Consider the following 12953-nt stretch of genomic DNA (forward strand, 5'->3'; position numbering starts at 1 on the left):
GCGTTTCGCACACCCCGGGCTCTCATTAAAGTCCCCGGTCACGAGGAGCAGCCGAACATTCGGCTCTTCGTGATCTGGAGGCGAAATGATCGATGTGCTAGTCATCGGAGGGGGCAATGCCGCCCTCTGTGCCGCGCTGATGGCGCGAGAGGCCGGAGCCAGCGTGCTGCTGCTCGAGGCCGCACCCCGCGCCTGGCGTGGTGGCAACTCACAACACACGCGTAACCTGCGGTGCATGCATGATGACCCCCAGGACGTACTGCTCGAGGCGTACCCGGAAGAGGAGTTCTGGCAAGACCTGTTGAAGGTCACCGGTGGCCAGACCGACGAAAAGCTTGCGCGCCTGGTGATTCGCGCATCCTCCAGCTGTCGCGGGTGGATGCGCCGGCATGGCGTGCATTTCCAGCCCTCATTGTCTGGTGCGCTGCACACCGCACGGACCAATGCCTTCTTCATGGGCGGCGGCAAGGCGCTGGTCAATGCCTACTTTCGCAGCGCTGAAAACCTTGGCGTACAGATACGCTACGACACGCCAGTAGCCGACATCGAACTGCAGGACGGACGCTTCGTCGCTGCCCATGTGCCGGCACGTGAGGTTCAAGGGCGACACCTGCCTGCCGAGCGCATCGAGGCGCGTACCTGTGTGCTTGCTGCCGGTGGTTTCGAGTCTAACCGCCAATGGTTGCGCGAGGCGTGGGGGCAGAACGAGCGAGGGGAGTGGCCTTCGGACAATTTTCTGATCCGTGGCACGCGCTTCAATGATGGGGTGCTGTTGCGCCGCATGATTGCACTGGGCGCCGACACGATTGGCGACCCGACGCAGGCACACATGGTGGCGATCGATGCCCGCGCACCGCTATACGACGGCGGCATCTGCACGCGCATCGATTGTGTGTCGCTGGGCGTGGTGGTCAACCGCGACGGTCAGCGCTTCTACGATGAAGGAGAGGACTTCTGGCCCAAGCGCTATGCCATCTGGGGGCGCCTGGTCGCGCATCAGCCAGGGCAGGTCGGGTTCTCGATCATCGACCGGAAAGCCCTCGGGCGCTTCATGCCACCGGTTTTCCCGGGCGCCACCGCCGATAGCCTGGAGGCGTTGGCCGGCCTGCTCGGTTTGCCTGTGCAGGCCTTCATCGAAACCGTGCATGCCTACAACCGAGCCTGCCAGGTGGGCACTTTCGACCACACCCAGCTGGACGACTGCCACACCGTAGGCCTGGAACCGGTGAAAAGCCACTGGGCGCGCCCGATCGATACGCCTCCTTACTACGGCTACCCGCTGCGCCCCGGCGTGACTTTCACCTACCTGGGGCTGCGCACCGATGAAACCGCCGCCGTCCATTTCGACGGGCGTCCCAGCCCGAACCTGTTTGTTGCCGGCGAGATGATGGCGGGCAATGTACTGGGCAAGGGCTACACCGCAGGTGTTGGCATGTCCATCGGCACCGCTTTCGGGCGTATCGCCGGCACCAGCGCCGCTGCGGCGGCGGGTTATGAACATCCAGAAAAAGAGAGACGCCATGACTGCGCAACTGCCTGAACCACGCCAGCCTGAAGCCGCCCCGTCAGCCTTCGAACTGATCCCGGTGTTGAACCTGGAGGAACGGGAAGTGGACCGACAAATGCGGATATGCAACGCCTGTCGTTACTGCGAAGGCTTCTGCGCGGTTTTCCCGGCAATGACCCGCAGGCTGGAGTTCGCCAAGGCCGACATCCATTACCTGGCCAACCTGTGCCACAACTGCGGCGCTTGCCTGCATGCCTGCCAGTACGCGCAGCCCCACGAATTCGCGGTAAACGTGCCCCAGGCGATGGCCAAGGTGCGCGGCCAGACATACACCGAGTATGCGTGGCCGGCTCTCTTCGGGCGGCTCTACACGCACAACGGCACCTATGTTGCCAGTGCATTGGCCGTAGCCTTGTCGCTGTTCCTGCTGCTGACCTTGTTCGTCAACGGCACGCTGCTGCCCGGGCGGTTGGCTGGTAATTTCTATGCGGTCTTCCCACACAATACCCTGGCCCTGATGTTCGGTAGCGTCTTTGCCGCTGCAGCGCTGGCCCTGGCGGTGGCTGTACGACGCTTCTGGCGCTCGGTCTCGCCTGCCGAGGCGCTGGCGCAACCGGCCAAAGGGGCAGTGTTCGAGGCATCAAGCGCAGCGTTGACCCTGAAATACCTAGACGGCGGACATGGCCAAGGTTGCAACAATGCCGATGATCGCTTCACGCTCTGGCGCCGGCGCTTCCATCACTTCACCTTCTACGGCTTCATGTTGTGCTTTGCCGCCACGGTGGTCGCCACCGGCTATCACTACCTGCTGGGCCAGCAGGCGCCGTACCCGCTGCTGAGTGCACCGGTGTTGCTCGGAACACTCGGCGGTATTGGCTTGATCGTCGGGCCGGCCGGGCTGTTGGCGCTGAACCTGCGCAGGGCGCCGGAGCAGGGCGATGTTGCCCAGCGGCCCATGGACCGGGCGTTCATCCTGCTTCTGCTGCTGGTCAGCATCACGGGCCTTGCGTTGCTTGGCCTGCGTGATACCGCAGCGATGGCGATCCTGCTGGCGATCCATTTGGGCACTGTGATGGCGCTATTCGTCACGCTGCCCTACGGCAAGTTCGCCCATGGCCTGTTCCGCAGCGCGGCACTCTTGAAGTTCGCGATCGAGAAACGCCGGCCCAACGAACTGGGCCTGGGAGGGGAGTGAACCATGGACGCAGCCGTTTTTTCCCCTGTGCCGCGCCGCGCGAAACGCAAGGCGTTTCGCTCACCGGTTGGGCCACTTGTCCAGCAAGATCGACACGAACTTCTCTGCAGCTGGCGACAGCGACGCCCCTCGGCGATAGACCAATCCCAGGGTGCGGGTGACCTGGGGTTCGATCAGCGGCACGCTGACGAGCGTAGGGTGGTCGGCGTTAGGCATGGCCAGGCTGGGCATGGCCGACACGCCCAACCCGGCTTCGACCATGCCCAGCGAGGTGGACAGGTGCTGAACCTCATAGAACCACTTGGGCCGCAGGTTGAGACCGGACAGGGCATGGTCCAGCAGCATCCGATTACCGCTAAGCCGGCCTACGCCGATCAGGCGGTAGTCGGCCAGTTCTGTCCAGGTGACGGCCTCACGGTTCGCCAGCTTGTGGTCCCTGCGGCAGGCCAGGACGAAATGCTCCTGTACCAGGGAGACGAACTCGATGTCCGGGTGCTGGCCGCTCATCATATTGATGCCGAAATCGGCTTCACCCCGCAGTACGGCCTCAAGCCCGTCGTTGGCGCTGAGGTCCAGCAGACGAATGCGGATCTTGGGGTATTGCTCGTTGTAATCGCGGATCACCGACGGCAGGAAATAGAACGCCGCGGTCGGGATGCAGGCGAGGGTGACCTGGCCGGTCTGTCGTTCGGCGAGTTCGCGAATGCTCAGGATCGAGTCCTCGAAGTCATCCAGCAGGCGCCTGGCCTTGGGCAGGAAGTCACGCCCGACGCTGGTAAGACTGACGCGACGGGTAGTGCGTTCCAGCAGCGAAGTGCCCAGCCCTTCCTCGAGCTTTTTAATCCGCCGGCTCAGGGCGGGCTGCGACAGGTGCAATGCTTCCGCAGCTTCATGGAAGCTGCCGAGTTCGGCGATTTTCACGAAAGATCGTATGTCTTGCAGTTCATATTCCATCTCGAAATCGCTCTTTGGCCCTGGTCATTATTGATGCTTAAAGCGGAATAATGGCTACGATATTTGCATTGGAATGATTTATATATCCCTGTCAATCTTGTGTCCACAGCATCAATGATGTCCATTGATCAACGAGAGTGCGAAATCATGCAACGAATTCCTTGCGTACTCATGCGCGGTGGCACCTCCAAGGGCCCCTTCTTCCATGCATGGGACCTTCCTGCCAATGTGGTCGAACGCGACGAATTGCTGATCAACCTGATGGGTTCCGGGCATGAACTGGAAATCGACGGCATCGGTGGCGGTAGCCCGCAGACCAGCAAGGTAGCGATTGTAAGCCCCTCGCTGCATGCCGACGCCGACGTCGACTACCTGTTCGTGCAGGTCATGGTCGCCCAGCGCAGGGTCGATACCGCGCCCAACTGCGGCAACATGCTGTGTGCCGTTGGCCCGTTCGCCATCGAGCAAGGTCTTGTCAAAGGCCAGGACGGTAAAACTCTGGTACGTATTCGCAACCTCAATACCGGCACTTTCGTCAATTCGCTGGTGGAGACCCCAGGCGGCATCGTGCGCTACGAAGGCCGCACGGCGATCGATGGCGTACCGGGCACTGCCGCGCCGGTGCACCTGACCTTCCTCGATGCGGTCGGCAGCAAGACTGGCAAGCTTTTCCCGACTGGCAAGGCCAAGGATGTGATCGATGGCGTACCGGTCACCTGCATCGACATGGCCATGCCGATGATGTTGGTAGAGGCCAGCCAGCTGGGTGTCACAGGTTCGGAAACCCCGGCCGAACTCGATGCCAACGTCGGTCTGCTCGAGCGCCTCGAGGCGTTGCGTCTAAAGGCCGGCAAGGCCATGGGCCTGGGTGATGTCAGCGGTATGGTCATCCCGAAGCCGGTACTGGTGTCCAAGCCCCGCTATGACGGCACGGTGCAGGTTCGCTACTTCATGCCGCACAACTGCCACCGCGCGCTGGCCATCACCGGAGCGATAGGGCTGGCGACTGCCTGCGTCAGCCCTGGCACAGTTATCGGCGAACTGCTGGGCGAGGGCGCCGAGCAACTGGTCGAGGTGCGCCTGGAACACCCAAGTGGTGGTATCGATGTCGCACTGTCACGCAGCGGTGTCGATGGCAAGACGATTCAGGCCTCGGTGGTGCGAACTGCCCGCCGGCTTTTCTCAGGCTTCGTTTACGCCCCAACATTCCGCAGGTTGGCGGGGTAAGCCCAGGCGGTAACCCAGACCTGTATATTCGCAACAAGCGCATCCGCACAATTTCAACAATGGGTGATGCTACATGAGACTCGCCAAATCGCTGTACTTCCAGATCCTCTGCGCCGTCCTGCTGGGCGTGGTGGTCGGTCACTTCTGGGCGCAACAGGCCGTTGCGCTCAAGCCTCTGGGTGATGCGTTCATCAAGCTGATCAAGATGATGATCGCGCCGGTGGTTTTCTGCACCATCGTCACCGGTATTGCCGGGATGACCGACAAGCGCTCCCTGGGGCGTTTGATGAGCAAAACCTTGCTGCTGTTCCTGGTATTGACCGTCATCAGCCTGATGATCGGCCTGGCAGCGGTATACCTGTTCCGCCCTGGTGTCGGCATGAACATCGACCCTGCCACTCTCAGCACTGCGGGGCTCGGCCAGTACGCCGCGTCGGCAGCAAAGCTCAGCGTTGTCGACTTCTTCATGCACATCATTCCCGACACATTCATCGGTGCGTTCAACAAGGGTGAAGTGTTGCCGGTGCTGTTCATCGCGGTGCTCAGCGGTTTTGCCTTGTCGTCCATGGGCGAGAAGGGCAAGCCGGTACTCGATGTGCTGGAGTCCGCCTCGACCATGGTGTTCCGCATTTTCGGCTACCTGATGCGCTTCGCCCCGGTCGGTGCCTTCGGTGCGCTGGCCTTCACCGTCGGTCAGTACGGTGTGACGTCCCTTGGCGCATTGGCCAAGCTGGTCGGTACGCTCTACATAGCCTGTGCGTTTTTCGTGCTGGTGGTGCTTGGCGGCATCTGCCGCGCCCATGGTTTCAGCCTGTGGAAGCTGCTGCGCTATTTCCGCGAGGAGTTCCTGGTGGTGCTCGGCACTTCGTCCACCGAGCCTGTGCTGCCGCGCATGCTGGAGAAACTGGAGAAGCTTGGCTGCAAAAAAGGCGTGGTCGGATTGGTGCTGCCAACCGGCTATTCCTTCAACCTCGACGGTACCGCCATCTACCTTTCTTTGGCGGCGGTGTTCATCGCCCAAGCCTGCAACATTGATCTGAGCCTCGGGCAGACGGTGACGATGCTGGCGATCATGCTGTTGTCGTCAAAAGGCGCCGCGGGTGTGACCGGTAGCGGTTTCGTTGCGCTGGCCTCGACCTTGACCGTCATTCACGACATCCCGCTTGCAGGGCTTGCCTTGCTGATCGGCATCGATCGCTTCATGTCCGAGGCGCGTGCCCTGACCAGCCTGGCCAGCAACGCCGTGGCCACCGTGGTCATCTCACTGTCTGAGAATGCCTGTGAACGGGAAACCTTGCTACGCCGCCTGAACGGCATTCCTGCCACATCGGACGAGGCGGATATTACGCAGTCCGACTGGTCTGCGGAGCCCCGGCATCACGGCTGAAAAGCCTCTTACCCTCCCATTGTTGACTTAGAATCCCACTCAGCATCACAGCGATGCCGAGTGGGGTAGGGGCCATCTGCCTTGCCGATGGCCGTAACAGAATAAAAACAAGAGAAAAGACCATGCTCGCACTCCTGGGCCTGATCATGGTGGTGACCTTCACCTACCTGATCATGAGCAAACGCCTGTCGCCAATCGTTGCGCTCACTGTAGTACCCATTGTCTTCGCAGTGATCGGTGGATTTGCCCCCGAACTGGGCAAGATGATGCTCGATGGCTTGAAAATGGTGGCGCCTTCAGCGGCCCTGTTGCTGTTCGCCATCCTGTTCTTCGGTTTGATGATCGATGCTGGCCTGTTCGACCCGCTAATCCGCAAGATCCTCAAGCGTGTCAATGGCGACCCGGTCAAGATCGCCATCGGTACCGCGCTGCTGTCGCTGCTGGTCGCGCTCGATGGTGACGGCACCACCACCTACATGATTACCTGCGCAGCCATGCTGCCGCTGTACAAGCGCATTGGCATGAACCCGATGATCCTGGCAACGGTGTCCATGCTCTCGCTGAGCATCATGAGTGGCATGAGCCCCTGGGGTGGGCCGGCGACCCGGGCCATTGCCGCGCTCGGGCTGGATGCCACCGAATATTTCATCCCGATGCTGCCGACCGTTATCGGCGGTGCGGTATGGGTGGTGTTCACCGCATTCCTGCTGGGCCGTGCCGAGCGGCGACGCATCGGCAACATCGCCCTGGAGTCAGGGGGCGGCAACTGCTATATCAAGGAAATCCTCGGTGACAACCCGCACAAGCGCCCACGCTTGGCCTATGTGAACCTTGTGCTGGTGATTGCCGTCATGACGGCTCTGGTGATGGGTGTCATGCACTCCGCCCTGTTGTTCATGATCGGTTTCGTCGCTGCGCTGATGATCAACTACCCGCAGCTGGAGCTGCAGAAGGAGCGCATCCTCGCCCACTCGGGCAACGCCATGACCGTGGTACTGCTGGTATTCGCCGCCGGCATCTTTGCGGGGATCTTCTCGGGCACCAAGATGGTCGATGCTCTGGCGCAGACCCTGGTCGACTGGATTCCCGAGGCCTGGAGCCACTGGTTCCCCCTGGTTGTGGCGCTGACCAGCATGCCACTGACCTTCGTACTGTCCAATGACGCCTACTACTTTGGCGTGGTGCCGATCCTTGCCAACGCTGCGGCCGCCTATGGCATTGACCCGGTTGAAATCGCCCGCGCCTCGGTGCTTGGGCAGCCAGTGCACCTGATGAGCCCGCTGGTAGCATCGACCTTGCTGTTGGTGGGCATGGTCGATCGCGACATCGGCGACTTCCAGAAGGCCACGGTGAAATGGGCGGTGCTGACATCGCTGGTCATCACCGCACTGGCCTTGGTCACGGGTGCCTTGTCCTTCTTCGTCTGATCTGTCCAGGGCGCCGTTGGCGCCCAACCTCATCCAAGAACAACAACAGAGTATCGAACATGTCCCGAACTGTTTTCCGTGGGGCCACTTGTGGCCTGCTGTGCGGCTGGCTTCCTGTGGCCGGTGCCGCCGGATTCATCGACGACAGCAAGCTCAAGCTGCAGCTGCGCAACGTTTACTTCAACGAAAACTTCCGCGACGAACAAGGCATGAGCGCCCGCGCTGCTGCAAATGCAAAGAGCGAGCGGGTGGAATGGGCACAAGGGTTTCTGCTCGACTATCAGTCAGGGTTCACTCAAGGCACGCTGGGGCTGGGGATCGATGCCCTGGGGCTCGCAGGCGTGCGGCTCGATTCGGGCCGCGGCCGCAGCGGTACGGGCTTGCTGCCGGTTCATGACGATGGCCGTGCTGCTGACGAGTTCGCCAGTGCCGGGGTGACGGCCAAGGCGCGACTGGGGCAGACCGTGCTCAAGCATGGCACCTTGCTGCCAAAGACGCCGGTGCTGGTCTACAACGATGCGCGGTTGTTGCCGCAGACCTATCAAGGCACGCAGCTGACCAGTACCGATGTCGATGGCCTGACCCTGACCGCCGGACATCTGGACCGCTTCAAGCAGCGCGACTCCTCCGATAGCACCGGCCTGTTCCTGGATGGTTACAGTGGCGGCGAGTCTGGCGATTTCAGTTTTGGCGGGGCCGACTATGCCATCAGCAAGCAGCTACGCGTGAGCTATTTCCACGGCCAGCTCGAACACTTCTATCGTCAGGACTACTTAGGCCTGGTCCACGACTTGCCGTTGGCCGGCGGTGTGTTGACCACCGACTTGCGCTATTTCAAGAGCCGCGACAGCGGGGCCGCTCATGGTGGTCAGATCGACAACGACATGTTCAGTGGGCAGCTTTCGTACGCTCATTCCGGGCACACTTTCGGCGCCGGCTACCAGATACTCGACGGCGAGGCTGGGTTGCCGTACATCAGCGGCGCAACGGTCTACTCGTTCAGCAACGTTGGCATCGGCAAGTTCATCGAGGAGGAAGAAAAAACCTGGATGGCGAGCTATGCCTACAACTTTGCGGCGGCCGGTGTCCCCGGGCTGACCTTCATGGCGCGCTACCTCAGCGGGGACAACGGTCGCTCGGCTGATGCCGGGCTCAGCGAATGGGAGCGTGACATGGAGCTCGCCTACGTGGTGCAATCCGGGCCTGTGAAAGGTCTGGGTGTGAAGCTTCGCAACTACGTCTACCGCTCTGACTTTTCCCGAGGGCGCGACAGCAACCGGATCTACCTGACTTACGATATCGCGATTTGGTAATGCGGCCGTGCGAGCAGGCACGTCTTAAGGTGCTTGCTCGCACGCGTTTCATGCTTGGGACGGCTGTGGCGCTTTCTTGCCCAGTCGGATCAGCTCATTGGAGAAGCACAGGCCGAAGAGAATCAGCCCGGCCCCCAGGTACAACGTGTCCCGCGGTACTTCATTGAGCACCACGAACGCCAGCAGTGCGGCAAACAGTGGTTCGGTTAGCTCCAGCGCCTGGACTTGCGAGGGTTTCAGGTACTCGATGGCCTTGGTGGTACAGAAGAAGCCGAGGATGGTCGGCAACGCAGCCAGAGCCAGCAATGCCATGACTGCCGCCAATGAAAGCTCTCCGATGATGAATCCATCGGTTGCAGCCGGCATCAGCAGATAAAGACTGCCGAAAAACAACAGTTGGCGAGTGAAATGCAGCCCCCCGGAAACGCCCATGCGCTTCATGGCAACCGAAAATGCGCCATAACCGCAGCCTCCGATCGCAGCGAGCACCGCACCTTGCAGGGTGAAGCCTTGTTCCAGGTCCGCGCCAAAAATCACGGCAATGCCGGCTATTGTCAAACCGGCGCCTACCGTCGCGTTGGCGGTGATCGGGTCCTTGAGGACTATCCGTCCCAGCAAAATCGAAGAAATGGAGGCGCTTGCCATCAGAATCACCACGACGCCTGCCGCGGCATAATGGCTATAGGCCGAGGTTTCAAAGTGGAACAACACAAAAATGCCGAGAAATGCGCAAACGGCGGCATGTATCCACTTGGCGGTATGCAGCGGGCGCTTGAGAAACAGTAGCAATGCCGATAGCAACAGGCAGCCGAGGACTGTTTTTATCAGGGCGATGCTGCTGGAGCTGAATCCACTGTTCATCAACACTTTGCTGAGTACGCCGATCGTTGCATTCAGTGCTGCGGCGCAGAGTGCAAAGAGGACGCCTTTGCCGAAATGAGATTGCATCAATACATTCCTTGTCATTGGTTTAATACATTCGCCCGATCGACATGCAGGCGATTGCGGCCAGCTTGCTTGGCGATATAGAGCGCCTGGTCGGCGCGTTCAATTAGCGATTGCGGGCTGTCGAGGGCTGTTCCATCGGAGCAGGCGATGCCGATACTGGCAGTCATATGCCCGAAAGGGCTGCCTTCGTGAGGGATAGGTTGCAAGGCCAAGCGCTCGAGCATCAGCCTGGCGACGACGGCCGCTCCGTCGATGTCGGTATCGGGCAGGATAACGGCCATTTCTTCACCCCCGTAGCGCGCTAGCAGGTCGCGAGGGCGGCGGATGCAGGAAGAGAGCAGGTAAGCCATCTGCTGCAGGCAGGAGTCGCCAGCCGGATGCCCATAGGTGTCGTTGTAGCGTTTGAAGTGGTCGATGTCGATCATCAGCAAAGCCAGCGGGGTCCCGCTTCGATGGGCCATGCGGATCTCCTGGGTCAACGCTTCGTCAAAGCAGCGCCTGTTGGCAAGCCCCGTCAGCGAATCGTGCATCGCCAGGCTTTCGAGCTGTTGGTTGCTCTCAAGCAGCTGCTGTTGGGTCAGTCGAAGCTCGCTTTCGACCGCGCTTCGCCGGCTCATGGCGCGAATCAGTAGCCAGCCAATGGCTCCGGTCAGCGCCAGCAGCGCCGCGACCACCAGCGACGACAGCAGCGCCTCGAGCCGCCAGGCCGAGAGTGCTTCCTGCTTGCCCAGCGCGACCGTTGTCACCAGGGGTAGCTTGTCGCTCTTGCGAAACGCATAGAGGCGCTCCACGCCGTCCAGGCTGGAGGTGAACGATGCAGTGCCCGCTGAATGGTCAACGAGATACTTGGTAAAAATGGGCGACTTCGAAAAGTTGCGCCCCATATCCTGTTCCCGAAACGGATAGCGCACCAGCATGGAACCGTCGGTATAGGCCAGCCCGATGGCACCGTCATGGCCGACATCCAGTTTGCCAAAAAGCTGTAGGAAGTTCTCCACGCCAAGCGTCATGGCGACAACGCCGGCGAATTCGCCGTGGTCATCGTTGAACCGCCGGCTGATGGTGATTACCCATTCCTGGTTGACGCGGCTAAGGATTGGCAGGTCGATGAAAGGGTCGCGGGATGGGTCGTCACGGTGGTGGATGAAAAAGGCTCGGTCGCTACTGTTGGCGCCGACGGGGGTCGGCCGGTTGGACGACATCAGCCAGCGCCCGTCCTTGGCGTAAATCATAATGCCGCTCATCTGCGGCATTAATGGTTGCTGGCGCTTGACCAGTTGATCCAACCGTTCGATCTGCGCAGGTGCGACGCCCTCGGTTTCCAGGCGCTCGACCAGGCCAAGCAACAGAATCGAGCTCTGGCGGATGATACCTTCCGAGTAGGTGGACAGTGCCTGGGTCAGGTTAAGGCCATGGATGTTGGCATCTTCCAGGGCGCGCTCGCGAGAGGCCATGACTTTCCACAGCGTCAACGAGGCGAGAGAGCAACCGATGACCGATAGGAGTAGCACAACGAGGTGGATGTCACGCTTCACGTCAATTCACACGCCTTTTTCCCTAAAGACCAAGTTGAGCGCTGACACGCTTTAACTAACCAGACGGTCAGGAAGTAACCAACTGGTTCATGTGGAATAATATAACACCGAAGTTGCTGGAATGTCCGACAGAATTACGTGTTCTTTCAAACCCCGTTTGTTATCTCCCCGCAAGGTTTTCAGAACTGTGAACATGACGATTGGGCAAGGCGTCCTGGACGTAGCGCACGGTACTTTCCAAAGTTCGCGCCCTGTCAGGATGTCCCAACTGATACTTTCGTCCCAGTTGTTGATACGATCAGATAATCGGAGCGTTTTCGCTAAGAGGCCTGAGGCGGAGTGAAGGCTTCCGGGCCTGCGATGCCGAGCGAGATAGCGGCAATCGCCGGAGCGAACAGCGAACCTGCTATCGCAAAGACCGTCTGGGTTAGGGCCACCCCGCCGAACGAAGGAATCCACGGCAGCAGCAGGCAGCTGCCGGGCATCATAGATATTCCGATTTCTTTTGCGGGCTGTTCTTGCCCGTGGGCGACCCCACGATTCACTGCTGTCGACCCGTAGATGTCATTTGCGGGTAAAAAGTAAAATATTCTTAATCGTTGATTAATCAGAAGTTTTGCTTCGGACCGGTAGGATTCTGCGCCTTTACATGTGGAGAAACTCCAATGCTGCGCGTGCTGTTCTGTGCCACCCTCCTAACCACTTCATTCGTCTGCTCGGCTGCTGACGCGGTACGCGGCGGTGAGCAGACGCTGACCGTTCTGAGCTCCGGCGGCATCATGGGCGCTATCCGGGAAGTGGCGCCAGTATATGAGAAGAAATATGGTGTGAAGCTGAAAGTTCTTGCCGCTCCTTCGATGGGGGAAACCCCGCAGGCCGTTCCAAACAGATTAGCTCGTGGTGAGCAGGCGGATGTCGTACTGATGGTAGGTTCCGCCCTCGACAACTTGGTCGCCAGCGGTCAAGCCGACAAAACCAGTCGAATAGATCTCGGAAAATCCTTCATTGCCATGGCCGTTCGAAAAGGTGAACCGAAGCCGGACATAAGCACCATGCAGACATTGCGCACGGTGCTGCAAAATAGCAACTCTGTCGCATACTCCGACAGCGCAAGCGGGGTATACCTTTCCAAGACTCTGTTCCCTCGCATGCAGCTTGGTGACCAGTTCGAGTCTAAGGCTCACATGATACCTGCCGAGCCTGTCGGTGCTGTGATCGCTCGCGGCCAAGCACAGATCGGCTTTCAACAGCTAAGTGAGCTTAAGCCAGTAAAGGGTATCGACATCGTCGGTCTGATCCCGGCTGAAGCGCAGAAAATGACCATGTATTCGGGCGCTGTTGTCAGTAAGAGTCAGCATCATGCCGCAGCCCAGGCGCTCCTCGACTACCTGGCATCGCCAGAAGCCGACGCAGCGATCAAAGAGAGTGGCTTGACGCCGCTCCCCCATGCAGCAAGCTGA

10 protein-coding genes and 1 pseudogene are annotated in these 12953 nt (G+C 60.1%); 7 read left to right on the forward strand and 4 right to left on the reverse strand.

Going from position 1 to position 12953, the window contains the following annotated elements; translation table 11 throughout:
• Nucleotides 1-85: 85 nt before the first annotated feature.
• On the forward strand, nt 86-1540 hold the full coding sequence (gene tcuA / locus D906_RS16085) for an FAD-dependent tricarballylate dehydrogenase TcuA (protein ID WP_025754975.1): 1455 nt from the start codon (nt 86-88) through the stop codon (nt 1538-1540).
• Complete coding sequence (tcuB, locus tag D906_RS16090; RefSeq protein WP_019096382.1) at nt 1521-2702, forward strand: tricarballylate utilization 4Fe-4S protein TcuB; 1182 nt, start codon at nt 1521-1523, stop codon at nt 2700-2702. The genes tcuA and tcuB overlap by 20 nt, the downstream gene beginning before the upstream one ends.
• 60 nt (nt 2703-2762) lie before the next feature.
• Here the strand turns inward: tcuB and D906_RS16095 are convergent, their stop codons facing one another.
• Nucleotides 2763-3656: a LysR family transcriptional regulator gene (locus D906_RS16095; RefSeq protein WP_016714082.1), complete on the reverse strand. Its 894-nt coding sequence runs from the start codon at nt 3654-3656 to the stop codon at nt 2763-2765.
• A 147-nt stretch (nt 3657-3803) separates the two neighbouring features.
• Here D906_RS16095 and D906_RS16100 point away from each other — a divergent pair, with 147 nt between their 5' ends.
• From D906_RS16100 to D906_RS16115, 4 genes are all read left to right on the forward strand, one after another.
• Nucleotides 3804-4883 (forward strand): 4-oxalomesaconate tautomerase, encoded by a 1080-nt coding sequence (locus tag D906_RS16100; protein ID WP_019096383.1) that lies wholly within the window; start codon nt 3804-3806, stop codon nt 4881-4883.
• A 73-nt stretch (nt 4884-4956) separates the two neighbouring features.
• On the forward strand, nt 4957-6270 hold the full coding sequence (gene dctA / locus D906_RS16105; RefSeq protein ID WP_025754976.1) for a C4-dicarboxylate transporter DctA: 1314 nt from the start codon (nt 4957-4959) through the stop codon (nt 6268-6270).
• Nucleotides 6271-6392: 122 nt separating this feature from the next.
• Complete coding sequence (locus tag D906_RS16110; protein ID WP_016714085.1) at nt 6393-7697, forward strand: CitMHS family transporter; 1305 nt, start codon at nt 6393-6395, stop codon at nt 7695-7697.
• Between the two features lie 59 nt (nt 7698-7756).
• Nucleotides 7757-9010, forward strand: a complete 1254-nt coding sequence (locus D906_RS16115; RefSeq protein ID WP_027615637.1) for an OprD family porin — start codon at nt 7757-7759, stop codon at nt 9008-9010.
• A 48-nt stretch (nt 9011-9058) separates the two neighbouring features.
• Here the strand turns inward: D906_RS16115 and D906_RS16120 are convergent, their stop codons facing one another.
• From D906_RS16120 to D906_RS26825, 3 genes and pseudogenes are all read right to left on the reverse strand, one after another.
• Nucleotides 9059-9958: a DMT family transporter gene (locus D906_RS16120; protein ID WP_019096386.1), complete on the reverse strand. Its 900-nt coding sequence runs from the start codon at nt 9956-9958 to the stop codon at nt 9059-9061.
• Between the two features lie 14 nt (nt 9959-9972).
• Nucleotides 9973-11493, reverse strand: coding sequence for a sensor domain-containing diguanylate cyclase (locus D906_RS16125; RefSeq protein ID WP_027615636.1), 1521 nt, complete (start codon nt 11491-11493; stop codon nt 9973-9975).
• 338 nt (nt 11494-11831) lie between these two features.
• Nucleotides 11832-11975 (reverse strand): annotated as a pseudogene (locus D906_RS26825) (MFS transporter); the annotation flags it as partial.
• A gap of 183 nt (nt 11976-12158) precedes the next feature.
• Here D906_RS26825 and D906_RS16140 point away from each other — a divergent pair.
• A complete protein-coding gene (locus tag D906_RS16140; protein ID WP_027615635.1) occupies nt 12159-12953 on the forward strand; it encodes a substrate-binding domain-containing protein in 795 nt (264 codons plus the stop codon).

The sequence above is a fragment of the Pseudomonas sp. LAIL14HWK12:I1 genome, assembly GCF_003202095.1.
Lineage (GTDB): Bacteria > Pseudomonadota > Gammaproteobacteria > Pseudomonadales > Pseudomonadaceae > Aquipseudomonas > Aquipseudomonas monteilii.

Excerpts from the sequence above, each read along its gene's own strand:
- tcuA (WP_025754975.1), top strand. The coding sequence starts at position 86 with ATGATCGATGTGCTAGTCATCGGAGGGGGCAATGCCGCCCTCTGTGCC.
- tcuB (WP_019096382.1), top strand. The coding sequence starts at position 1,521 with ATGACTGCGCAACTGCCTGAACCACGCCAGCCTGAAGCCGCCCCGTCA.
- D906_RS16095 (WP_016714082.1), bottom strand. The coding sequence starts at position 3,656 with ATGGAATATGAACTGCAAGACATACGATCTTTCGTGAAAATCGCCGAA.
- D906_RS16100 (WP_019096383.1), top strand. The coding sequence starts at position 3,804 with ATGCAACGAATTCCTTGCGTACTCATGCGCGGTGGCACCTCCAAGGGC.
- dctA (WP_025754976.1), top strand. The coding sequence starts at position 4,957 with ATGAGACTCGCCAAATCGCTGTACTTCCAGATCCTCTGCGCCGTCCTG.
- D906_RS16110 (WP_016714085.1), top strand. The coding sequence starts at position 6,393 with ATGCTCGCACTCCTGGGCCTGATCATGGTGGTGACCTTCACCTACCTG.
- D906_RS16115 (WP_027615637.1), top strand. The coding sequence starts at position 7,757 with ATGTCCCGAACTGTTTTCCGTGGGGCCACTTGTGGCCTGCTGTGCGGC.
- D906_RS16120 (WP_019096386.1), bottom strand. The coding sequence starts at position 9,958 with ATGCAATCTCATTTCGGCAAAGGCGTCCTCTTTGCACTCTGCGCCGCA.
- D906_RS16140 (WP_027615635.1), top strand. The coding sequence starts at position 12,159 with ATGCTGCGCGTGCTGTTCTGTGCCACCCTCCTAACCACTTCATTCGTC.